The sequence below is a fragment of the Chitinophagales bacterium genome (assembly GCA_041392475.1).
Lineage (GTDB): Bacteria > Bacteroidota > Bacteroidia > Chitinophagales > UBA2359 > JAUHXA01.
In genome coordinates this window covers 3451385-3476988 of record JAWKLZ010000001.1, presented here as the reverse complement: position 1 = coordinate 3476988, position 25604 = coordinate 3451385, and the positions used below count along the sequence as shown (strand labels likewise).

17 protein-coding genes, 1 tRNA gene and 1 CRISPR repeat array are annotated in these 25604 nt (G+C 40.3%); of the genes, 11 read left to right on the top strand and 7 right to left on the bottom strand.

Annotation, left to right across the window (positions count from 1 at the left end):
- Nucleotides 1-15 precede the first annotated feature (15 nt).
- The 3 genes from R3E32_13010 to R3E32_13000 all read right to left on the bottom strand — a co-directional run bounded on the left by R3E32_13010 (nt 16) and on the right by R3E32_13000 (nt 2625).
- On the bottom strand, nt 16-186 hold the full coding sequence (locus R3E32_13010; protein MEZ4885645.1) for a T9SS type A sorting domain-containing protein: 171 nt from the start codon (nt 184-186) through the stop codon (nt 16-18).
- 167 nt (nt 187-353) lie between these two features.
- Nucleotides 354-1946 carry a carboxyl transferase domain-containing protein gene (locus tag R3E32_13005; protein ID MEZ4885644.1) on the bottom strand — a complete coding sequence of 531 codons (1593 nt, stop codon included), beginning with the start codon at nt 1944-1946 and terminating at the stop codon, nt 354-356.
- 25 nt (nt 1947-1971) lie between these two features.
- The gene (locus R3E32_13000) at nt 1972-2625 is read right to left on the bottom strand and encodes a TetR/AcrR family transcriptional regulator (GenBank protein ID MEZ4885643.1); all 654 of its coding nucleotides are present in this window, start codon (nt 2623-2625) and stop codon (nt 1972-1974) included.
- Nucleotides 2626-2934: 309 nt separating this feature from the next.
- On the opposite strand from R3E32_13000, the gene R3E32_12995 reads away from it, so the two are divergent.
- The 6 genes from R3E32_12995 (at nt 2935) to R3E32_12970 (ending at nt 8938) form a co-directional block, all read left to right on the top strand.
- Nucleotides 2935-3300, top strand: coding sequence for a VanZ family protein (locus R3E32_12995; GenBank protein ID MEZ4885642.1), 366 nt, complete (start codon nt 2935-2937; stop codon nt 3298-3300).
- A 4-nt stretch (nt 3301-3304) separates the two neighbouring features.
- Nucleotides 3305-4171 (top strand): energy transducer TonB, encoded by an 867-nt coding sequence (locus R3E32_12990; protein MEZ4885641.1) that lies wholly within the window; start codon nt 3305-3307, stop codon nt 4169-4171.
- 409 nt (nt 4172-4580) lie between these two features.
- Nucleotides 4581-6389, top strand: a complete 1809-nt coding sequence (locus tag R3E32_12985) for a tetratricopeptide repeat protein (protein MEZ4885640.1) — start codon at nt 4581-4583, stop codon at nt 6387-6389.
- A gap of 134 nt (nt 6390-6523) precedes the next feature.
- Nucleotides 6524-6596: transfer RNA gene (locus R3E32_12980), tRNA-Phe, on the top strand.
- 328 nt (nt 6597-6924) lie between these two features.
- Nucleotides 6925-7815, top strand: a complete 891-nt coding sequence (locus tag R3E32_12975) for an SDR family oxidoreductase (protein MEZ4885639.1) — start codon at nt 6925-6927, stop codon at nt 7813-7815.
- Between the two features lie 127 nt (nt 7816-7942).
- Nucleotides 7943-8938, top strand: a complete 996-nt coding sequence (locus tag R3E32_12970) for an endonuclease/exonuclease/phosphatase family protein (protein MEZ4885638.1) — start codon at nt 7943-7945, stop codon at nt 8936-8938.
- A 270-nt stretch (nt 8939-9208) separates the two neighbouring features.
- On the opposite strand, the gene R3E32_12965 is transcribed toward R3E32_12970, so the two are convergent.
- The 4 genes from R3E32_12965 to cas1 all read right to left on the bottom strand — a co-directional run bounded on the left by R3E32_12965 (nt 9209) and on the right by cas1 (nt 15610).
- Nucleotides 9209-10219, bottom strand: coding sequence for a hypothetical protein (locus tag R3E32_12965; protein ID MEZ4885637.1), 1011 nt, complete (start codon nt 10217-10219; stop codon nt 9209-9211).
- A gap of 191 nt (nt 10220-10410) precedes the next feature.
- Nucleotides 10411-13455: a CRISPR direct-repeat array (repeat unit 37 nt; unit sequence GTCGCAATCCTAATTACACTGGAAATGGGGTTACTAC).
- A gap of 157 nt (nt 13456-13612) precedes the next feature.
- Complete coding sequence (gene cas2, locus R3E32_12960) at nt 13613-13915, bottom strand: CRISPR-associated endonuclease Cas2 (protein ID MEZ4885636.1); 303 nt, start codon at nt 13913-13915, stop codon at nt 13613-13615.
- A gap of 28 nt (nt 13916-13943) precedes the next feature.
- Nucleotides 13944-14585: a hypothetical protein gene (locus R3E32_12955; protein ID MEZ4885635.1), complete on the bottom strand. Its 642-nt coding sequence runs from the start codon at nt 14583-14585 to the stop codon at nt 13944-13946.
- Between the two features lie 14 nt (nt 14586-14599).
- Nucleotides 14600-15610, bottom strand: a complete 1011-nt coding sequence (gene cas1, locus R3E32_12950) for a CRISPR-associated endonuclease Cas1 (protein MEZ4885634.1) — start codon at nt 15608-15610, stop codon at nt 14600-14602.
- Between the two features lie 131 nt (nt 15611-15741).
- Here cas1 and R3E32_12945 point away from each other — a divergent pair, with 131 nt between their 5' ends.
- From R3E32_12945 to polA, 5 genes are all read left to right on the top strand, one after another.
- Nucleotides 15742-16452, top strand: a complete 711-nt coding sequence (locus R3E32_12945) for a CRISPR-associated endonuclease Cas6 (GenBank protein MEZ4885633.1) — start codon at nt 15742-15744, stop codon at nt 16450-16452.
- A gap of 373 nt (nt 16453-16825) precedes the next feature.
- Complete coding sequence (locus R3E32_12940; GenBank protein MEZ4885632.1) at nt 16826-19231, top strand: TonB family protein; 2406 nt, start codon at nt 16826-16828, stop codon at nt 19229-19231.
- 217 nt (nt 19232-19448) lie between these two features.
- The gene (locus tag R3E32_12935; GenBank protein MEZ4885631.1) at nt 19449-21452 is read left to right on the top strand and encodes a YCF48-related protein; all 2004 of its coding nucleotides are present in this window, start codon (nt 19449-19451) and stop codon (nt 21450-21452) included.
- A gap of 65 nt (nt 21453-21517) precedes the next feature.
- A complete protein-coding gene (locus R3E32_12930) occupies nt 21518-22624 on the top strand; it encodes a PDDEXK nuclease domain-containing protein (protein MEZ4885630.1) in 1107 nt (368 codons plus the stop codon).
- A 135-nt stretch (nt 22625-22759) separates the two neighbouring features.
- Nucleotides 22760-25576, top strand: a complete 2817-nt coding sequence (gene polA / locus R3E32_12925) for a DNA polymerase I (GenBank protein ID MEZ4885629.1) — start codon at nt 22760-22762, stop codon at nt 25574-25576.
- Nucleotides 25577-25604: the final 28 nt, after the last annotated feature.

Sequence of the window (25604 nt, the reverse complement as noted above, 5' to 3'; positions counted from 1 at the left end):
ATATATAATTATTTTTTAGTTAACAATCATCTTCCCTCTCCCCGAAATCCTATTCTCATCCGTCAAAATCCGAAACAAATACACCCCACTCGTCAAAATCCCTCTCTCCAAATCCACTTTACCGTTCTCCAAATCTAATTCCTTCAATTTTCTGCCGAGAATGTCCATTAGTTGTAATGCTCTCATAACTTCAATATTTAAAAAGACGAATAAATCAAAATAAGCACATCCCTGCAAATGAGCATTTTTCAAAACAAATATATTACAATTTTAATTCATTGCCAAATAAAAAAGCCAACAACACGTTAAATGTTATCGGCTTTAAAAATAAATCAGTCTCAATCACCACCATACTACATCCTCCAAACACCATATCCCTCCGATCCTTTAATGGGCTGATTGTAAAGCACAGCAAGCGAAAAACCCAAATAATTTCTCGTTTCTCGTGGGTCAATAATGCCATCATCCCACAATTCAGAAGTAGAATACCAAGCCGAAGACTTCGATTCAGCCTCTGCAATCAACATTGCCTTAATCATAGCACCCTGTTTTTCATCGTATTCCTTCCCCAACGACTTAGCCGAAGCACGCTGCACAATCTCCATCACCCCCGCCAATTGTTCCGAACCCATCACCCCAATTTTGGAGTTTGGGTAAGCAAACAAAAATCGAGGATTGTAAGAGCGTCCATTCATCCCATAATTACCTGCGCCATAAGATGAGCCAATCATCAAGGTAATCGAAGGCACTTCACTATTCGACACCGCATTGATAAGTTTCGCCCCATTTTTGATAATACCACCCTCCTCATACTCCTTTCCGACCATATACCCTGTTGTGTTTTGCATAAAAATCAAGGGAATATTGTTCTTATTCGAGAGTTGAATAAACTGCGCTGCCTTATTAGCCGATTCCGAAAAAATCACCCCATTGTTGGCAACAATCCCCACTTTGTAGCCATGAATCTTTGCCCAGCCTGTCACCATCGTACTACCATACTCCGCCTTAAACTCCGAAAAACGAGAACCATCGACCACCCTAATAATCAACTCACGAACATCAAAAGGCGTTTTCACATTGTCAGGTACAACCCCCAATATTTCCTCTGCATCATAAAGCGGCTCTTCAATTGGAGCATTAGGAACAAAATGCGGTTTGCCCACATCCACAATCTCCATCAATTCCCTCGCAATCCGAATACCATCCAATTCATCTTCTGCCAAATAATCACTCACCCCCGATATACGACTGTGCATTTCTGCCCCCCCCAATTCTTCATCCGTTGCCACCTCATTCGTCGCCATTTTGACGAGTGGAGGCCCTGCCAAAAACACCTTTGCAGCCTGTTTCTGAAAAATTGCAAAATCCGACATGCCTGGTACATAAGCCCCTCCAGCAGTCGCATTGCCAAATACTACCGAAATAGTAGGAATCCCCATTTTGGAGCGGCGGCTAATTTCTCGAAAAGATTCACCCCCATAATTGAAGATTTTGGCTTGGTCGGGAAGGTTTGCGCCACCACTTTCCACCAAATTGATGGTAGGCAGCCTATTTTCTCTCGCAATTTCTCCCAAGCGGAGGCTCTTAAAAACCGTTGCAGCATCCACCGAACCGCCTTTTCGGGTGCCAACATTGGAGTTAATCATGCACAGTTTACCCGCTACCAATCCAATTCCTGAAACATTCGTTCCTCCCGCACCAAATCCGCCTTTTTGCTTCATTCCTGCAAGGGGCAACAGTTCCAAAAACGGACTATCCTTGTCCAATACCAATTCGAGCCGTTCTCTCGCCAAAAATTTACCTCGTTTTCTGGCTCGTTCAATGTGTTTTTCTTGACCTTGAAAACGGCTTTCTTCCAAGTGTTTTTCGAGTTGTTCGACCAATTGAGTCATGCCTGCAAAATTGGCTTTGAACTGCGAACTGTTGGGGTTGATGTTTGATTTCATAGTATGTATGAGGGGTTAGTAAATTCTAAAACAATAGGTTATTCACTTCAAAGGGTTCTCCCATGCTATTGTAAAAATCTTCTCCAAAAAAGGATTTGAACGATTCAATGCCTTTTAGGGTGAAATGAGGTAGAATCAAACTCCAAACAACCTTCATCACTTCGTCCCTTTTTTTCACCTTTCTGATGGTTTGTTGAGGCAACCCAAAGAGGGCCAATGTCCAGATAGATAGACTCAAATTGTAGTACGCTCCTGCAAATGGTTCGGGACGCATGTTGCCGAGCTTGATGGCAAAAGCAATGGCAGCATGGTTGTCTTTAATAGTAGTCAAACAAAATTCCCTAAATTTTTCCTCCAAGATAGGGTGCGTAATAACGTGTAAGTCATTGAAGATAAAAGCATATTCTTGTTGAAAAGAATAATACAATTTGGTTTCATTGTAAATGTTTTCAAAAGAAGGAAAATCACGCCTTTTTTGGCGTTCTACTTCAATTTTTTGCCACATTTCTGTAGAGATTACCTGCAATAACGCATCTTTGGTAGGAAAGTGATACGTCAAATTACCTCTGCTTATGCTTAGTTGTTGTGCTATTTCGTGAAGCGAAATAGCACCAAATCCTTGCTCATTGAATAGACGAATAGCCGTTTCAATAATTCTATTTTTGGTTTTCTTTTTCATTTCGACAACAAAGGTAAGTGAAATTAGGCGTTTTTGACTAAAAATATTTTTTGAACTTTGATGTTTTGGAGAAAGTTCATTTCGAATTTGTTTTTGTTTCAGAAAAAAAACTATCTTTGGCGAGTAATCTTACTGAAGTATGTAGCGCATGATTTTTTTCGGGTGATTTTCAGGTTCCCCCAAAAAACAATGAGTCCACAAAGAAAAGGTTACATCATTGTCAGTATTACATAAGTATGTTTAATTGTGAGTTAGGAAAAATTGATTTTGTAGAGGACTTCAATAAATAGCTACTATCATTTGATAAATATGAGTGAGAAACTATGGCGCACAGCAGCAATTGTATGGATGATAAGCATATTTATCTTGTCTGTGATGACCGCACCGTCACTACCCCATTCAGAATGGTTGGGTTTTGATAAAATTGCTCACTTTGGATGTTATTTATTGTTGACATGGTTAATATTGGGTGCTTGGCGGAATGATTTTTTTTCTATCCAAAAAAAATACATCATTGTAATTATTTGTGTATCAATGTATGGAGTGGGGATTGAATTTATTCAAGAATTTTTACCTGAAAGATATTTTGAAGTTCCCGATATTATTGCTAATATTATCGGCAGTTTCGCAGGAGTTATTTCTTACCCACTTGTTTCTTTAGTTGTAAAAAGATAAATGTATGTTAGAATTTTTCACCACTAGTCCTATTCTTTTCATGTTGTTCCCAATTGTGGGGACTATATTGGCGTACCTCCTATTCAGTCTAATGTTTAGGAAGTCTCCGGATGCTATAATGGCAGCCAACGAAGCCAATAAGCACAAATCTTATTTGAAGAAGTATCCTGAAGCAGATACCAACAAAATGTCTTCTACTTTTACGCTTGCAGGATTGGCGATTTCTATCATCTTTGTTTTGTATGGCTTTTCTTTGCACGAAAAAGCACAAGAAGTGATGGATTTGGGAGATGTATTTGTTCCCGATGAAATCGAACAATTGCCGCCTCCAAGTCAGCAGCAACCACCACCACCACCTCCTCCTCCGCCACCACCACAGTTAGAAGTTGTAGAAGATGAAGAGGTTTTGGAAGATGAGCCTGAAATCATGGAACAAGAAATCGAAGAAGACACTGAGGTCGAAAACATTCCTGATGAAGTTCCGATGCCTGTTGAAGAGGAAGAAGAAATAATTGTTGAACAGAAGGAAGAAAAACCAGAAGAACCTGAAATCTTTACAATTGTAGAAGACATGCCAGAATTCCCTGGAGGGCAGGCAGAACTCTTCAAATTTATTGGAAAAAATGTCAAGTATCCTCCAATGGCACGTGAAAACGGCATTGAAGGTACAGTATATGTGGGATTCGTAGTGATGGAGGATGGCTCTATCAAACAAGTACAAATCAAACGTGGTTTGGCAGGCGGTGGCGCAGGTTGCGATGCCGAAGCTATTAGAGTGGTGAATGAAATGCCTAAATGGAATCCTGGTAAACAAAGAGGTAAACCTGTACGTGTGGCATTTACTCTTCCAATCCGTTTCAAATTGGAGTAATTATTCAATCAAAATACAACAACTACAAACAATTATGCTTTATTCCAAGGGCTGTGCAGTTTCGCACAGCCCTTTTTTTGTGAACATCTTCAAAAAAACTTCTTAGGTTGCAAAGTATAGGGCTAAAAACAAAACAATCTTTGCTTTATTTACCTTATTGATGATGGTACTACTGTCAATCAATCGCAGAAACTATCTCGGAAAAATAAATAGATGATTCTGAAATCATTTTCGATAACCCAATTGACTACCTACTAACGTTATCCTAAATAACCATCAAAATATCTAACTGAGATAAACGTTGATAGAAAGAACAATATAGTTCCTTAGGCTTTTTAACCTTCATTAAGATAAAATCAGAAATATCATTGCTAAATTACTGCAATGAACAAATAAACGGACAAACTATATGAATCGCATTATTTTTATTGCCGTATGGATGTTGTTGAGCAGCGTTGGAGTATATGCCCAACAAAACAACCAAGATTTTCGATTGGCATTTGAGTACTACAAAAAGGGAGAGTATGATAAAGCTGTTGTGTTGTATGAAAAAATTTATAAAAATGGAGGAAGTGAGGGTGTTTACCGAAATTACTACAACTGTCTGCTGGCATTGAAGAATTTTGAAGAAGCAGAAAAGGTCATCAAAAAACGCCTCAAACGCTACAAAGACAATCCTGGATTGTATGTGGATTTAGGTTTGTTGTACAGGCATCAACAGTTGGAGGACCAAGCCAAACAAGAATTCGAAAAAGCAATTGATGTAGTGACTGTTCAAACAGTTGGGCAATTGTCCAACGTTTTTTCACAAGCAGATGAATATGATTACGCAATCGCTACCTTAAAGAAGGGGCAAAAACTACAAGGTGATGAGAAAGCCTATGCTGCAGTATTGGCGCAATTGTATGCCAAAAAAGGGGATTATGCAAAAGTCATAGACAGTTATTTGGACTATGCCGTATCGGAAGCTAGCAATATTCAAACTGTACAATCCTCACTGCAAAGAATTATCAAGCAGGATGCCTACATGGAAGAACTCCAAACCCAGTTGTATGGTCGAATCCAACAAGATGCCAACGAAGTGATTTATCCTGAATTGCTTACATGGACTTTTATTCAACAGAAAGACTTTGAATCGGCACTCATACAAGCCAAAGCACTGGATCGACGATTCGAAGAAGATGGCGACAGGATTATGGATTTGGCACGAATGGCAATCAAAGAGAAAGACTACAATGCAGCTATTGAAGGATATCAGTATGTGATTGACAAAGAAATCACCAGTCCTATGCAAACCTTGGCTAAAATCGAACTATTGAAAGCAAGAAAAAGCAAAGTGACTGAAACCAATAGCTATACACAAGATGATATTGAACATCTTCGACAAGACTACCACAATTTTTTGGATAAATACGGACGAAATGCTACCACCACACGCACCATGCGTGATTTGGCGCATTTGTATGCTTACTATGTCAATGATTTGGACGAAGCCATAAAAATAGCAGAGGAGATAGTGAATATGTCCGCTGCTGAAAAACGCTTGAAAGCAGAATCTAAATTGGACTTAGGTGATTATTACTTGATGCAAAACGATATATGGGAAGCTACACTGTATTATGCTCAAGTGGACAAGGATTATAAGGAGGATAATTTGGGGGAAGTTGCCCGCTTCAAAAATGCCAAATTGAGCTACTACAATGGTGATTTTCAATGGTCGCAATCTCAACTCAATGTATTGAAGGCTTCAACTTCAGAATTGATTGCCAACGATGCCTTGGAGTTATCCGTTTTCATTACCGACAATATGGGCTTGGACACTTCAACCGTAGCGATGGAAATGTTTGCGAGAGCGGATTTGCTGATTCTCCAAAACAAACAGCGACAGGCGTTTGTCACTTTGGATTCGATTGACCAAGTTTTCAGAGGTCATGCTTTGGCAGACGATGTATTGTTTGCGAGGGCGCGGGTACACATCAAAAAGCGGGAATATGAAGCTGCTGTAGGATATTTGGAAAAGGTATTGGAGGATTTTGGAACAGATATTTTAGCAGATAATGCCCTGTTTACTCTCGCCGACATCTACGAAAATCACCTCAACCAAAAAGAAAAAGCAATGGAATACTACCAAAAAATCTTATTGGAACAACCGGGGAGTCTGTTTATCGTTGAAGCCAGAAAACGGTTTAGAAAACTAAGAGGGGATATGATTAATTGATTTTAGGAATCCTCTAGGAACTATTTTGACCGAAATGTTGGTTATGATTCTAACTTCAAAAAAACTATCGAAAAAAACGCCTTCAATATTGCAAATAATAAAAAAGACCTTATCTTTGCGGTCGCCTAACGGATGGTGCGGTAGCTCAGTTGGTAGAGCAATGGACTGAAAATCCATGTGTCGGCGGTTCAAGCCCGCCCCACACCACAAAGAAAGACAATAACCTCTTACAAATCAATGTTTTGTAAGGGGTTTTTTCTTTTAGGGGTCGGCTTATATACCCCTAATACATCACTTGGTTTGATTACCGCCGATTCGATTGTCTGTTCTTCGTCTATTGATACGAACTATACCGTTTCAATTCCCCTTCATTAGTCAATGCATTTTTCTTCAATATTTGTACTTTCTCCACTATTCTAATCCCAAAGTGAAGGTAATAGTTTCAAAAATGCCAAGTCTGGTTCTTTTTATTTCATTGGAAAATCGCACCAATTTCTAAATTGAAATTTGTACTTTGCACCTGAATTTCAACTATATGACCTACTTCAAAAACAACCATTATTGGGCCATCATCTTAGGTGGCTCTAGCGGTATGGGCTTGGCAACTGCCCAAAAACTTGCTTCGCAAGGCATGAATATCTGCATTTTGCACCGAGACAGACGCAGTCAAATGAAAGCCGTTGAAGAAGCCTTTGCAGAAATAAAAGCAAAAGGGGTGAAACTGCAAAGCTACAATGTAGATGCCACTCGTTTGGATAAAATGGCAGAAACCATCCGAGACTTCAAAGCCCAATTGCAGCCCAACGAAAAAGTGCGTTTGTTGCTACATTCCATCGCAAAAGGCAATTTGAAGCTGATGGTTCCTATCAAAAAAACGGACTCTAATCCTTCAAAAAATACAGATTCTGAAACCGAAAAACTCCTACACCAACTCCAACAAAACATTGAAGCCTCGCATGAACATCATCCCGACGCTCTTTCTCGTCAAGATTTCAACCATACACTCGAAGCTATGGCATTGAGTGTATACGATTGGGTAAAGGTGGTTTGGGAACAAAATTTATTTGCAGAAGATGCCCGAATTATTGGTTTGACCAGCGAAGGAAATCAAAAAGCATGGCGAGCGTATGCCGCAGTTTCGGCTGCAAAAGTAGCCTTAGAGGCAATTTGTCGGTCAATCGCTTTGGAGTTTGCCCCCTATGGGCTTCGCTGCAATGTGGTGCAGGCAGGAGTCACCGATACGCCTTCTTTGCGGATGATTCCTGGGAGTGATGCGATGAAAGCACAATCCAAATTTCGGAATCCTTATGGGCGTTTGACCACCCCCGAAGATGTAGCCAATGTCATTTATTTGCTTTGTAGGAAGGAAGCTGCTTGGATAAATGGTGCGATTATTCCTGTGGATGGAGGAGAGAGGATTTGTTAATTGGAAGTTCAAATCAAAGTCAAAGCACAAATGCAAATGGGAACTGGCAACCCATCAATTCATTGTTGACACAGCACTATACAACGGAAGTTTTCAAAACCTCGGTCATCTTAAAAATCAAGACAAAATGAAATCGAAAATCTTTTTTTGGTGTTGTTTGCTAAGTATTTATGTGCTGTTTTTGGGTCGAAACAATGTCTATCTCGGCAGTGCCTTGTACTTTTTGGAGTATCCGTTGATTTTGGTGGGGGGATGGATGTTTTGGCGACAATGGAAAAGTGGCTGCCCAAAGAAAGGTTTGCAAATTGTTTTGTTACTGGGTGTATTGCTTTTGATGGGAGATGCGGTTTACCTGTTCTTCAATAAGAAAAGCCCTATGACTTCAAAAATACCTCCAACCGAAAAAGTAGTGGTCATCACCTACAACCTACTTTTTACCAATGCCAGTCCCCAAATTTCACTGCAATTACTTCAAAAACAACCTGTTGATGTTCTTGCTTTGCAGGAAATCACGCCCAAATGGGAACAGCTATTGAAGTCCAATTCTTTTATCCAAAAAACCTACCCTTACCAAAAAAACTATGCCGATGAACGGACGCATGGGTATGGCATTTTCTCCAAATACCCTCTCCAAAATGTGGAATACCTCAACAACGATTCAGGGCGACCAATTGCCCAATGTTTTGAAATCCTGCATCCGACCAAAGGAAAAATATATATCTGCAATGCTCATACAGCTTCTCCTGCCATTGCTTTTCACTCACCCGAATCCTTCCCGATTGCCTACTACAAGGTGGCAAATTTGCGAGCGAAACAATGGCAACAAATCACCCAACACATCGACCAAAAAGCGACCGACATTCCGAATCGTATGATTTTGGGCGACCTCAATACACCTGATTTTGAGCCTTTGGGTTATCGCCAAATACAGCAACAGTATGTAGATGTTTTTGCAGAAGTAGGCAGTGGTTTTGGCTTTACTTTTCCGAGAGGACGACTACCTTACCCTGTTTTTCGATTGGATTATATTTTGACACAGGGTTCATTGCAGCCCATTGAAGCGGAAGTTTTGGAGAAAACGGGTTCTGATCATTTTGGGGTGAAAGCAGTTATGGGGTTTTAGGTACTTGAGGTCAATTTTACCGAAGATGTATAGCCAATGTCATTTATTTGCTTTGCAGGGAGGGATAGCGATTAGTCAAATTTGAATTGATGGGTAGATTTTGCACGTTCAATTATCCTGACTTGCAGGTGATAAGGACAATTGAATAGGCGACCCATCAATTCAATGTTGACACAGCACTAGACAACAGAAGTTTTCAAAACTTCCGTTGTCTAATGAAATCTTCAAATTGCCCTCTATCGCTGCAATGATCACTTTTTGTTTTCTGATTTAGATAGTTCTACCGCTGCCAAGATTTTTTGGTAGGAGATGTAGAACACCCATTATCATGAATGATAGAGCCAACACAATCAGTCCCCATTCTCCAATAGTAGGAATAACCATCTCGCAAGGTTCATCAACATCAGCACCATTGTTGTTGCAGTTTCCTGTGTTTCCAGATATATTGGAAATCCCCCCTATTGTTCCTCCATTTAATACCTTAAATAAACCACAACACTCTGCCAATAAGCTATTGTCCTTAACCACCAAGTTATTCCCAACATTGGATAAATTGGATAAACCATCAATGTTTTGAAGCATAGTGTTATCTTTAATACTGAGATTATTACCAACGCTGTTCAAATTTACGAGACCATCGACATTTGTTAAACTTAAATTTTCTTCGATTGCCAACCTACCAGATACACTCACAATTCCATTCAAACCATCTATGTTTGGTAGAGAGGAATTGTCTTCCACAATTAAATTGTTGCCAATTGAAGTGACTCCAGATAGTGCCGTAATATCTATTAAATTTGCATTGTCATTAATGATGAGGTCATTCCCTACAGAATTTAGACCTGATAAGCCATTCAGGTTTGCCAGGTTGCTATTATCATCAATATTCAAGTCTCCTCCAATAGTAGTAAGGTTAGAAAGTCCCATAAGATTCCCCAGATTTGGATTGTCATTTACCAAAAAGGTTCCCGTAATATTTTGTAAACTTGATAATCCACTGACACTATTTAGATTTTGATTTTCTAAAATCTCAAAATTTCCTCCAATGTCAGTTATACTAGCCAAGCCATCCAGATTAACAATATTGTCTAATCCGTTGTCATCATCCTGAATAATTAAATTTCCAACTACATTATCACAAGGCCCATGAGTCGCTTGAAAGTTATCTATTTGATTTTGAGTAGTTAATGTAATGTCGTTTGGAGAGCAGTCTTGTGCGAAAATTGGATTGAAGGTGATAATTACTAATCCAATGAGCATAAGAGAGTGTAATTTTTTCATATTAAAATTATTTACATTGTTTTAAATGGACTAAAATTAGCTATTTTATTCCTTTTATGACGATTTTTCGCTAAAAATTATTTCCATTCGTAGCCCCTGAATGAATTCTATCTGTGCCTTTAAGTTTTTGACAAGTTCTTGGAGTATGAAACTTTCAAGGCTTTCAGCATGAAAGCCAACATATTAGACAAGTCGCAATCCTAATTACACTGGATATGGGGTTACTACTAGAATTAAAAGAGGAGCAGAACGATTCCCTAAGAGGTCGCAATCCTAATTACACTGGAAATGGGGTTACTACACACTATCTACACAGTTAGACAAAAATTCTCTGATGTCGCAATCCTAATTACACTGGAAATGGGGTTACTACGATTTTAAAATTATATACGATTCATTAAGAAAAGCGTCGCAATCCTAATTACACTGGAAATGGGGTTACTACAAGTTAAGTGCTACGTCTCAGAGAGAGGAACGTAGTCGCAATCCTAATTACACTGGAAATGGGGTTACTACTGGATGAATCATAAATCCAGAGGCATTGGCCGTGATAGTCGCAATCCTAATTACACTGGAAATGGGGTTACTACGAAAAACTTTCAAAGGTGGTGAGTCTTCCACAGGAAGTCGCAATCCTAATTACACTGGAAATGGGGTTACTACGTATAAACATAAATGGACATTCATCCTCATAATTATTGTCGCAATCCTAATTACACTGGAAATGGGGTTACTACATGATAACATATTCGTAAACCATGTCGAGTATGTTGTCGCAATCCTAATTACACTGGAAATGGGGTTACTACATGACAAATATGAAAGTATAGCAGTTGTTACCCAAGTAGTCGCAATCCTAATTACACTGGAAATGGGGTTACTACGAAAAGGCTTGAAAATCGAATTTATTTAAAATAAAATGGTCGCAATCCTAATTACACTGGAAATGGGGTTACTACAAGAAATACAAGAATTTTTTTTCAAAATCAAGGATTGTCGCAATCCTAATTACACTGGAAATGGGGTTACTACAACCAATTTAATTTAATAAGATGAAAAATTCAAAGGTCGCAATCCTAATTACACTGGAAATGGGGTTACTACAACCAAATATACGAAGCCGCCAAAAAAATAATAGACAAAAGTCGCAATCCTAATTACACTGGAAATGGGGTTACTACGAAAACGACGTACAAGGAATATGCAATCCAATAGAACGGTCGCAATCCTAATTACACTGGAAATGGGGTTACTACCTGCCCAATTCTTCCTCTCCATTTTCTTTATAAAAGTGTCGCAATCCTAATTACACTGGAAATGGGGTTACTACAAAGTTGAAGAAAGCCCGCTCTTTTATCGGGTTGTTGTCGCAATCCTAATTACACTGGAAATGGGGTTACTACCTGCCACAGAAGCGGGCACTGTAAATCACCTAATAAGCGTCGCAATCCTAATTACACTGGAAATGGGGTTACTACCTTTTTTGGAGGGCTTCGCTGTTTTACCGTTACCATGTCGCAATCCTAATTACACTGGAAATGGGGTTACTACGCATAGAACTTAATTTGGAGTACGAAGACTTCGAAGTCGCAATCCTAATTACACTGGAAATGGGGTTACTACTAGCATTAAGTTTTAATCTTTCTTTCGCTCAATTTGAGTCGCAATCCTAATTACACTGGAAATGGGGTTACTACTGTTTGAAATAATAACAAGGAAATTAGAAGATTGTAAAAAGTCGCAATCCTAATTACACTGGAAATGGGGTTACTACAAACTGCTTGTAAAGTCTTGTATGTGTAGTTAATGTCGCAATCCTAATTACACTGGAAATGGGGTTACTACGTCATTGGTGGATGGTGGAGGTACTAATGTCATTGGTCGCAATCCTAATTACACTGGAAATGGGGTTACTACGTTCCTGTAACCATTGCTGAAGAATTGGTTGAAAAGTGTCGCAATCCTAATTACACTGGAAATGGGGTTACTACTAGATATGTTGTTGGTAAAAGTGCAGTCTGAGATAGTCGCAATCCTAATTACACTGGAAATGGGGTTACTACACAGGAATAATTACACCAACTTTTGAAGCAAACCAAGTCGCAATCCTAATTACACTGGAAATGGGGTTACTACTCAAAGTGATTTTTCGTCATTTGGTAAGGTTTTTCAGTCGCAATCCTAATTACACTGGAAATGGGGTTACTACTGTTCGCAACCGGGGCCAAGACGTCCACTCATTCCAGCGTCGCAATCCTAATTACACTGGAAATGGGGTTACTACCTACTGAATTAAAACTGTGCCATTCCTCCACGAACTCGTCGCAATCCTAATTACACTGGAAATGGGGTTACTACACATTGGCTAAAACCCCTTGGTCAACAATAAAAGGGTCGCAATCCTAATTACACTGGAAATGGGGTTACTACTTATTATCAATAATAAAGCAATAACAAACGGCTTTAAGGTCGCAATCCTAATTACACTGGAAATGGGGTTACTACAAAGAATTAATCTTTAAAGACATTTCATCTCGCTATTTGTCGCAATCCTAATTACACTGGAAATGGGGTTACTACTTATTCCTAATCAAAATTATTTCTTTTTCGTAGTCGTCGCAATCCTAATTACACTGGAAATGGGGTTACTACCAATATTTATAAAGCCGCCAATTATCCACCATACATGTCGCAATCCTAATTACACTGGAAATGGGGTTACTACTGGAACTAATAGAGCAAAATATAAATTACTAATTCTGTCGCAATCCTAATTACACTGGAAATGGGGTTACTACCGTTTGTGACTGAAATAAAAAGCATATACGAAGATTAAGTCGCAATCCTAATTACACTGGAAATGGGGTTACTACAAAAACAGACATTGTTAACTACAGATAACTTACTTACAGTCGCAATCCTAATTACACTGGAAATGGGGTTACTACTTTTATAGCGTTTGGCTATCATTTCGTAATTTTGAGTCGCAATCCTAATTACACTGGAAATGGGGTTACTACATGGAGAAACTTTGTAATCAATACGATTCCAATTGCTTGTCGCAATCCTAATTACACTGGAAATGGGGTTACTACCCAATTATTCCTCCCCAGTAGAGCATAAACATTTGTCGCAATCCTAATTACACTGGAAATGGGGTTACTACATGATATTACCACCAAGTATCTTTCTTTCTTTTGTCGCAATCCTAATTACACTGGAAATGGGGTTACTACCCTGTTGCGATATAATATTTAATAAATTAACCCTTAGCGACTTATGAGAAATATGCAATAAATCACAATATGATGACATTAACTACATATTTCTATAAAATCTAATGATGTCAAAGAGCTATTCAAGCTTTGCAGCCCAACACCACAAATATACTCATTAAAACAATTTATTCAAAGGTTTCTCCAAACTTTTTTTCACACCCACATTCTCCCCCACCCAATGCAGCTTCCCCATGTATTTTTCCTCCACCGCCATACACAACACACTGTCCGTCTGCTCACCCACCCCCTTCATCACCTTCACAAGCGCATCCCTCAGCCGTTCAATCTCCTTAGGAGCAAAATCAGGTGCAAAAAAGACCGAATACTGAACCCTTTTGCACCCAAAACGCTCCAAAGTTTTGCTCACCTTCAGGCGCAGCTTATCCTTGCCAATATCATAGCTAATAAAATAATTCATATACTCCTCCCAAACTAACGGTTAAACACTAAAAAAAGCGATTGCCCTGCATGATTTTTTGAATCGTAAACACCGTCATCACACACACCACAAAAATGGTCATCAACTGATAAAACGTATCCAATCGCAGCAGCCCATTGTTATTCTTCAAGTTCTCCTTCCGTTCCTCATTCACCGCCGCCAAATAACTCATCTCCTCACTGTCCAGCGGGTCAGGATGATCCAAATGCCGCTGCGTAGCAATCCGCTCAATCGTTCCATCCTCCTTCTCATACAGCCAAAAACGCACTCCGCCATGCCCACTACACGCCCCACGACCACCTTCCTCCTGCATCGAATCATCCATACACATAGCCCCCACGCGTCGACCTACACCCTTGAAATTCTGATTCTTGCGTTGATACTGAGTCCCCTTTTCCCCCTTCCCCTCCGAAGTACGGCGCACATCATCCCAGCCATCACCATCCACATCCTCCTTTTTTTTCTCGTCCAGTCCATCATCCAACAAGTCGAAGTCATCAAAACCATGCTTCTCATCAGGAGTCTCAATAACCGTAGGCAAATTGCCATTGTCATCCGTAGTCACAGTAGCATCATTTTGTGCCTGAACCTCAAGAGAAGCCATCCATCCCAAAGCAAGCACCAATAGTAGTTGTAAAGAAAATCTCATAAGGATTAATTTTTTTAAGAAGGTTTAAAATTTTTAAGCAACAGTGCAAATCGCTGTGCATCCAAATCAATATGCGTAATACGTTTTCGCACCTGATTCTTATAACCAATCTTTTGCTGCATAAAGTTCAAAAAAAATGGAATAACAACACTTTTTCCAGCACTTTCCAACCAAACCCCCTTATCCTCCGATTCCGCAAACGCATCCTTCGACAATCTACCCTCCCTACACAAGTCCACCGCCACCTGTTCAGCCCAATGCCGATACACCTCAATCATATCAAACACCATCGTCGTTTTCTGATACTCATCCGCATGCAAAATCCCCATATACGGATCCACCCCCGCCTTCATCAGTGCCAATTCCACCATCGAATACAACATCCCATACAAATAATTCAACAAACTATTGAACGCATCAAAAGCAGGTCGTCGGCTTCGCTTCCGAAACTGATACACAGACGGAAGCGCACACGACAAACACTGAAAATAATGCCTCGAAGCAATTCCCTCCCAACCCCGAAAAGTCGCTGCAATCTTCTCCACCTCATACCCATGTTGCTCAGGATGCCACTCCTCCAAACCCTTCTGCACCTTCCCAAACACATTCGTAGCCGTATAAAAAGCCTTGTGAAACTCCAGCGAACCATTCAACTCCAAAGCCAACTGCTCCAAAAAAAGCTGCTGCTGCAAAATCTTCTGCAAAATATGCTGTTGAACCCACCTCCAACCTTCAATATGCGTTGTAAACAAAGCCTGCTGTTTGCGAATCGTAGCAATCGACCCAAACTGACCACTCCAAACCTGCCCCACCGATCGACCAATTCGGTCAATCAAAACCATCGGAATCTGATGCTCCAAAGCCAACATCATCGCATCCACACTCACACTCACGCCCTTCGTCAAAAAAACCGCATGAACATCCCTCACCGCAATCAGTTCCACCTCACCATGCTTAGGCTTCAACCAAAACATCTTGTTTTTCACCCCCAAAAACGCCCCAAAAGAATCCAAATAAAGCTGCATAAAAGTATCCTTGCATTTTGTTCAAACACCAAAACAAAATACAGATACAAAAAATTCACAAATCTCATTTAATTTCTGCAATTTCGCACCTCAAAACCTCAAAACCTCAAAACCTCAACACAAAAAAAACAATGACCAAACTTCGATACTTCTGCGTCACCTTCAATGCCCAAATCCAACCATGGGAAATCCCCCTATTTCGAGGAGCCATCATCCAAAAAGTAGGCATGGAACACGAATGGTACCACAATCACGACAACAATGCGCCCCAAAAACCCGCCTTTCACTACCGCTACCCCTTGATACAATACAAAACCAACCACAAAAAACAACCCATGATACTCTGCCTACACGAAAGCATCGAAGACATACACGCCTTCTTTCGGCAGCAAGATTGGAGCATCGAACTAAAAGGCAAGCCCATCAAAATGAGCATAGAAGAACTCAACCTCCAAGAATTTGACCTAAGAGTGAATCCCCAAAGCGACACCTATCAAATCCAAAATTGGATAGCCCTCAACCAAGACAACTTCCGAGAATACCACGCCATACGTTCCCTCACCCAAAAAATCCTCTATCTCGAATCCAAACTCACAGGACACATCCTCGCCTTCGCCACAGGCGTAGATTGGAAAATCGAAGACCGATTGCAAGTAGAAATCACCGAATTGCTGGGCATGAGAAACGCCAACTTCAAAGGTCAGCGCATGGAAACCTTCAGCCTCCGCTTCAACTGCAATGCCTTTCTACCCAACTACATCGGCTTAGGCAAAGGCAGCAGCATGGGCTTTGGGGTGGTGAAAAAGCGATACAAAGGAGTCAAAGAGAGTCGATATGAGTGAAAAGCAGTGTAGAATTACAATGAAATAAAGCACCCCGCCCATAAATGCTTAGCCAACTGCCATCATAAAAGAAACAACACTTACTCACCCAACCCCTACACTTACTCATTCATCCTTTTTTGCCCCTCCATCATAGCATATCTTTGGCTTAGAAACAAGAACCCAAAAGTTTTCAAAACTTTTTGGTTCTGTGACAATTTTTGTGGAAGCAATAAAGACTTCGGAAGTTTCATTTTATAAGAGGTTAATTTTTAGCGAAATAGTTTTTTGATTTTGTAAACGGCAAACTTCCGAAGTCTCAAATCACAGATTTTGTCAAAGAACCAACTTTTGTTTTCTGTGGCATTTCATCACCTCCAAAACATTCCATGCTATGACCTCCAAAAACACCTTATTCCAAACCATCATTACCCTGATTTTTTACTGCAATGCCTTTGCAGTCACCCAACCAAACAACACAGACCAAAGCCTTTCGCCCTATTTCCACATCGAAGGCGAGCGACCCAACACCGAAACTTTCCCGCTTCAATCCACACACGTAGAAGCCAACATTGCAGGAGTCATCGCAGATGTATGTGTGCGACAAACCTATAAAAATGAAGGAGAAACACCCATTGAAGCCATTTACGTTTTTCCCGCATCCACAAGAGCAGCTGTTCATGCGCTGACCATGAAAATAGGCGAGCGCACCATCACCGCCGAGATTCAAGAACGCAACAAAGCCCGCCAAAACTACGAAAAAGCCAAACGAGCAGGCAAACGAGCCACACTTTTGCAGCAAGAACGCCCCAATGTTTTTCAAATGCGAGTAGCCAATATTTTGCCCAACGATGTCATTGAAGTCGAGTTGTCTTATACCGAATTATTAATTCCCGAAGACGGAACGTATGAGTTTATCTATCCTACCGTAGTAGGGCCTCGATACAGTTCAGAACAAGCGGATTTATTGGCAAGTAGTAATCAGAATTGGGTGAGCAATCCACATTTGAAGGAAGGAGCAAAATCCGCTTCAGAGTTGTTCCTTCAAGTAAATCTTTCGACAGGCATCCCCCTTCAAAAAATACAATCAGATACCCACCAAGTCAGCATTGATTTTGAAGCCAAAGACAAAGCGAGTGTGGTGTTGAACGAGAGCGAAAAATTTGGAGGCAATCGGGATTTTGTTCTTCAATACCAACTGAAAGGCAAGCAGATAGAAACAGGTTTGATGCTGTATGAAGGGACAGAAGAAAACTATTTTTTGATGATGATGCAGCCGCCCAAACGCATCGAAGGGCAGCAAATTGCACCGAGAGAATATGTTTTTATTGTGGACGTTTCGGGTTCGATGTATGGTTTTCCATTGGATATTTCCAAAACCTTGATGCGGGATTTGTTGGGAAATTTGCAGCCTCAAGACCGTTTCAATGTTTTGTTATTTGCAGGGCGTTCAGCATTGTTTTCCAAGGAATCGGTTGCTGCCAATGCCAAAAATCTGGATACTGCCATTAAATGGATTGATGGACAACATGGCGGCGGCGGAACAGAGGTTTTGCAGGCTTTGCAGACGGCTTTCGACATTCCCAAAACGCAGGGCTATTCCCGTTCTTTTGTGATAGCTACGGATGGATATGTGAGCGTTGAACCAGAAGCATTTGACCTGATTCGCAGCCGTTTGTCGGATGCCAATGTTTTTCCTTTTGGAATCGGCAGCAGCGTCAATCGGCATTTGATTGAAGGAATGGCATATAGCGGACAGGGCGAACCTTTTGTGATTCAAGAAGCGGACAAAGCGGCTTCGCAAGCATCTAAATTTCGTCAATACATCAGTGAACCGCTTTTGACCAATATCCAATTGAAATTCAATGGTTTTGAAGCCTACGATGTATCCCAAAAAAGTTTTCCCGATTTGATGGCATCCCGTCCGATTGTCGTATTTGGCAAGTACAAAGGGGCGGCAAAAGGCACGATTGAAGTCACTGCAAATCGTGGCAACAAACAGTTTACTTACCAAATTGAAGCAAGTTCCAAAAATGTTCAATCCGAACACAAGGCCTTGCCTTACCTTTGGGCAAGAGACAAAATTCGCTTATTGGAAGACTTCAAAGTGTTCGGGTACAGCGATAAAATCGTGGAAGATGTCACCCAATTAGGTTTGAAATATCACCTTTTGACTCCCTATACTTCCTTTGTAGCGATTGACCAAGAAGTGGTGAACCCTTCAAAGGGTTTGCAGTCCATCCAACAGCCGCAGCCTTTGCCACAAGGCGTTTCGGAAAAGGCAATCGGTAGAAGAAATGACCACAAAAATTTCCCTTCTGCAAAATTAACTGTCCCGCCGCCACCGCCACCTTCTTCAATGCCCGAAGGTTTGGAAATCGTAGAGGATGAAGAAGTGTTGGAAGATGAAACAGAAATATTGGAGGTCGAAATGGAAATATTGAATTATGAAGAAATAGTAACGGAGGAAGAACCTGAAATTTATTCCATTGTGGAAGTGATGCCTGAGTTTGTGGGAGGGCAAAATGCGATGTTTGCTTTTATTGCCAAGCATCTCCAATATCCCAAAACAGCCAAAGGTAAGGGCATTGAAGGAACGGTTTACGTGGGTTTTGACATTGAAGCAGATGGTAGCATCACGAATATTCACATCAAACGTGGGATAGAAAACGGTGAAGATTTGGAGGTAGAAGCCATGAGAGTCATTGGATTGATGCCCAATTGGAAACCTGGGATGCAGCGAGGAAAGGCGGTGAAAGTGGCGTTTACCTTGCCGATTCGGTTTAGCTGCTTGCATTAGTTGCTTGCATTTTGGGATAAGTTTTCAATTTCGTTAATAGACTTCTGAAATTTAGCCTTTAAGAGTAGTTGATTGTATTGACTATCAATTTCTTTTCAAAACAAAAATTTCAGAAGTATTAGCTTATTTCGTAAAACTCTTATTTTATTTGTGGTGTTAAAGATAAAAATATAATTTAGCAAAATAGCTGTTATTCAACACCACAAATTCTTGAAATATGAGAACATTCCTACAATTCCTCGCTTCAACCTGTTTTTTCTTGACTTCAATGTGTGTATCTGCACAAGAGGAGTACGAATTGTTGGATTTTCCGCAGCCTGGGATGGTGCAAGTCGTCATGCGATATAACATAAATGAAGCAAAACCAACCAATCATACTTTTTTTTATGAAAAAGATACGCTATTGTGTGGTAAGACTTATCAGTGTTTTCGAGTAACAAATACTACTTCTTTTTACACAAGATATGAAGCGGGGAAAGTGTATCAAGTTTACACTTTTAATTGCAACCATGAATATTTGCAGTACGATTTTAGCGTAGAAAAAGGAGATAGTATTCCTGAACTCGGAATGTCGGTTGATAGTACAGCTATTATTACAATGTTGTATGGACAAAAAAGAAAATGGATAGAACTAACGAATTACGATTACTTTTTCCCTTATACTGTCTATTGGATTGACGGGATTGGAAATGCCGAACGGGGTTTTTTTGATGTCCATGATGACCAAGAATCCGATAGACTAATTTGCCACAAAGACAGTTCTGGCTTGGTGCATCAGGGTGACTTTCAACTAGATTATGATTGTGACTCATTGACTTGTCCTTACCCTTGGTCTGCCTTTTCTTATGAGGTAGAAGGTAGTGTTGTTAGTTTCACCAACAACTCACGAAACAGCAATCAGTACGAATGGAATTTTTCGGACGGTTCTGAATTACAAACAACCAAACATCCGATTCACGATTTTGAAGAAGGAGATTGTTATGAAGTTTGTTTGACAGTATTTAATGACTGCCCTCGATCAGAAACACATTGCAAATTGATAAGCGTAGATATGCCTGAGATTTGGCAAGCCATAGAGCATGATATAGAAATAGAGGAGCTTAGTTTTGTGGAGGGTCAATTTGTGACGGAAGATATAGGCTGGGTGATTACGTCACATGAGATATACAAAACAATGGATGGGGGGGAAACTTGGATTCAACAGACCTATCCTGAGCATGTTAGTGTATCCATTTTTCTTTCGATAGATTTTTTGAATGAACAGCAAGGAATAATCGGTGCTTTAACCTATCACAATTCGGGAGGTAAGAGTCTTTTGATTACCAAAAACGGGGGCGAAACTTGGGAGGATGCAGATATTACACAAGCACGTTTTCACGCTCTTTGGGTAAATGAACAAGTTGCTTACTCAACAGGAACTTATGGCAATTTATTGAAGTCAGAAAATGGGGGAAATAGTTGGAAAAATCAAAAGGTAGAAGCAAGCGCATTTTCTGGTCATCAAATATTTGCACTCAATGAAGATACTGTTTTCATGGCAGGGCTTCACAATCTTTACCTTACAGGTGAAGTAGTTGCTACCTACAATGGTGGAGAGTTGTGGGAGGTTAAATTGGAATCCCCTGAAATTTTTCGAGCCGTCTTTGCCCGCAAAAATCATATTTGGGCAGCGACAGAATTGGGTTCTATATTTAAAAGCTCAGACATGGCTGCAACATGGGATTCGATTGGCAATGTGGGGGAAGTAGTAATTGAGTTGTATTTTTTAGACGATTTCAATGGTTGGGCAGTAGGCAGTAAAGGGATTATCTATCAAACCAATGATGGAGGTGAAACTTGGCAGGCGGAACGGTGTGTGGGGGAAACCGTAGCAAGCATTAGTTTTCCTTCTAAATCAATAGCCTATGCAGTTACCTCTGACGGACTTATACTCACCAACTCTACCATCACTTCAATAAAAAATCAAACCTTCAACCAACAGTCTATCCATGCTTTTCCCAATCCCTTCACCGACCATACTTCCCTTCAATGGAATACCAGACACTCCAAAATCACTTGCCAAGTGTTTGATGCCTATGGGCGATTGGTCAAAACAATTGAAGGCGAAAATGTGGAATCCTTGAAGGTGGATAGAGCAGGCTTGGCAGATGGACTGTATTTTTACAAAGTATTCGGAGGTAAGGAATTATTGGGGAGTGGGAAGTTGGTGCTTGCTCAGTAATACTCGAAGTAAAAGAAAGCGTTTTAAAATTTGCTGGATATTCCGTATTTTCGTATTTTACAAAGATGCTTCAAACAAATGATATAGAAAGACTCTCCAACCAAATTCGCAAGGCTCTTACGAATACTACTTTTAATACCTTCACTATGTCTGATTTACCCTCTTTAGATAACCTCTATCAAAATATTTATCAAATCATCGAACAAGCCCAAGAAGATGCCTATCAAAGCATCAATGTGGTGATGCTGCAAACGTATTGGAGTATTGGTAAATTGATTGCCGAAGCAGAACAAAAAAACGATAAAGACAAAGAAAACTTCACAAATACATTGATACCGAGCCTATCTATAAAATTGTCTGAAAAATTGGGAAAAGGATTTAGCGAGACTAATTTGAGAGATATGCGACAATTTTATATTGTTTTTCCAAAGTTGGAAGACTTGCACCATCAGCTAACTTGGACACATTATAGGCTACTAATGCGAATTGAAGACGAATCGGCAAGAATATTTTACATCAAAGAAGCAGTAAAAGGGCATTGGAATGTCAAACAACTGAACCGACAAGTTAACTCCATGTATTTTGAGCGTTTGTTGATTAGCAAAGACAGAAAAATGCTCTTAGAATCAGCCCAAATAGAGGACAGTGAATTGACTTTCAAAGACTTTTTCAAAGACCCACACGTAATGGAATTTTTGGAAATAGACCGCAATGCAAACTACAGCGAAAAAGATTTGGAAACTGCTATTACAGATAAAATTCAGGACTTCTTGTTGGAGTTGGGCAGAGGATTTTCTTTTGTCAGTCGACAACAACACATCAAAACCGAAACAAAAGATTTTTTCATTGACTTGGTTTTTTACAACTATATCCTCAAGTGTTTTGTATTGATTGATTTGAAAATAGGAGAATTGAGCCACCAAGATATTGGACAAATGGACATGTATGTGCGCCTATATGAAGACAAAATGCGTCAAGAAAGTGACAACCCCACTATTGGTATTATTCTCTGCAACCGCAAAGACGACACAGTTGTTAAGTATTCCATGCTCAAAGACAGCGAGCATCTTTTTGCTTCTAAGTACCAACTATATATCCCTTCAAAAGAAGAATTGGCACAAGAAATGGAAAGAGAAATTGAGCAGTACGATATACGAAAGCGATTGAAATAATCCTTATCTTTACCTTCCCAAAAATAAACGCATTTCACTAAAAAATGTGTTTTCCTATTCACATACTTTTCAGTATTATTGACTGTAAACTAAAATGAGTTTTTCATTTTAATTTGCATTATAATTTTAATTCCTATGCAAGACAAACGCTTATTCCTACTCGATGCTTTCGCCCTCATTTACAGAGCCTATTTCTCTTTCATTCGCAATCCCTTGACGAATTCCAAAGGACAAGACGTATCCGCCATCACAGGCTATGTCAATATTCTCTACGATTTATTGTCCAATCAAGGAGCAACACACTTAGCAGTCGTATTCGACCCACCAGGCGGTACGTTTCGGGACAAGGAATTTCCGTTTTACAAAGCCAATCGAGAAGAAATGCCCGAGGGAATCCGCAGCGCATTGCCCTACATCAAAGACATCACCAAAGCCTTCAATGTGCCGATGCTCGAAGTGATGGGATTTGAAGCAGATGATGTAATCGGTACGATTGCCAAAAAAGCTGCAAAAGATGGATTCACAGTCTATATGGTCACACCCGACAAAGACTATGGGCAGTTGGTCGAAGAAAACATCAAAATGTACAAACCCGCACACTTAGGGCGACCTACTGCAATCTTAGGCGTTAAAGAAATTTGTGATTTGTGGGGAATTGAACGCACCGAGCAAGTAATTGACATCTTGGGATTAATGGGAGATTCTTCGGATAATATTCCTGGAGTAAAAGGCATTGGAGCAAAAACGGCTGCAAAACTGCTACAAGAATACGATACAATAGAAAACCTAATAGCCAATGTGGACAAATTGAAGGGAGCAAACAAGAAAAAGATTGAAACAGACAAAGAAAATGCACTGATTTCTAAGCGATTGGCAACCATTGTATTGGATGTGCCAATAGATTATCACCCCGACAGCTACAACATTGATCCGCCCAACAAAGAAGCCTTGACGGATTTGTTTGTAGAATTGGAGTTCCGCAATTTGGGAAAGCGCATTTTAGGTGATGATTACCAAGTCAATCAAGCATTATCTTCTTCGAGTAGCCCTGCAAAAGCGACTCCAAAAACAGGACAATTGGATTTGTTCGCCAACGAAATACACCAAGATTTGCTGCCTGATGAAACAGTCGAGGTAGGACAAAATGTAGAAAGCATCAAAAAACACTACCACAGCTGCGAAACACCCAAAAAGCGGGCAGATTTGATGGTAGATTTATTGAAGCAAAAAAAGGTGGCTTTTGATACCGAAACGACAGGCCTGGATGCCAATCAAGCCGAATTGGTAGGGATGTCTTTTTCTTGGAAAGCAGATGAAGGCTACTATGTACCTGTTCCTGCCGACCAAAAAGAGGCACAAGCCATTGTCGAAGAGTTTAGACCCTTCTTTGAAAGCGAAAAAATTGAGAAGATTGGACAAAACATCAAATACGATATGTTGCTATTGAAGTGGTACGATATTGACGTGAAAGGAAAACTGCACGACACCATGTTGGCGCACTACCTCATCGAACCCGATATGCGCCACAACATGACCATTCTCACCGAAACCTACCTCAATTATTCACCTGTTCCGATTGAAGATTTGATTGGCAAAAAAGGCAAAGGGCAGGGAAATATGCGGGATGTAGAATTGGAAAAAATCACACAATACGCTGCCGAAGATGCCGATTTGACTTGGCAATTGAACGAAAAATTTGAACCAACCATAGCTGAAGCGACTTTCAGCAAATTGTATGAAGAAGTAGAAATGCCGCTTGTACCTGTATTGACAGAATTGGAGTACAATGGGGTAAATTTGGATTCAAAGTTCTTGGAGCAGTACTCCAAAGAATTGGGCATTGAAGTGGACGAAATGCAAAAAGACATTTTCAAAGCAGCGGGTGTAGAGTTCAACATTGACTCGCCTACACAATTGGGAAAAATCCTGTTCGACCGCATGAAAATTCCCTACAAAGGCAAAAAAACCAAAACGGGCAAATATTCGACCAACGAACAAACACTCACAGACTTAGAAGGCGATCACCCAATAATCGCAAATATATTGAACTACAGAGAATTGGTAAAGCTGAAAAGCACCTATATTGATGCGCTGCCGCAATTGGTGAACCCCAAAACAGGGCGCATCCACAGCAGCTTCAATCAAGCGGTTGCTGCAACAGGTCGTCTAAGTTCCGCCAATCCCAACCTGCAAAACATCCCGATTCGCACCGAAAGAGGGCGACAAATCAGAAAAGCATTTATTCCTCGAACCGATGATTTTTTGCTGTTAGCAGCCGATTATTCTCAAATCGAACTGCGCTTGATGGCTGCAATGAGTCAAGACAAAGTTATGTTGGAGGCTTTTAAAGAAGGATTGGATATTCACTCAGCAACGGCTGCAAGGGTGTTTGGCGTGAGTTTGGAAGAAGTGGATCAAGAAATGCGACGCAAGGCGAAGATGGTGAATTTTGGTTTGATATACGGCATCAGTATCTTTGGTTTGGGCCAGCGTTTGGGGATTCCTCGAAGCGAAGCCAAGGAGATTTTTGATGAATATTGGAAGCAGTTTGAGGGTATCAAACAGTACATGGAAGATGCGGTGAAAAAAGCACAAGATGCAGGCTATGCCGAAACGATTTTGGGCCGTCGCCGCTACCTCAAAGACATTCACTCCAAAAACCACACCGTCCGCAAATTTGCAGAACGAAACGCCATCAACAGTCCCATTCAAGGTTCGGCTGCCGACCTTATCAAAGTGGCAATGATTGACGTTCATGCCGAAATGAAAAAACGAGAATTGAAGTCCAAGATGATTTTGCAGGTACATGACGAATTGGTCTTTGATGTCTATCATTCGGAAGTCGAGGAATTGACCGCTTTGGTGAAAGACAAAATGATCCATGCCATCAAATTGGATGTGCCTTTGTCGGTAGATGTTGGAATTGGTAAGGATTGGTTGGAGGCGCATTGATGATTGATTTTCTGTAAAAAAAATACAA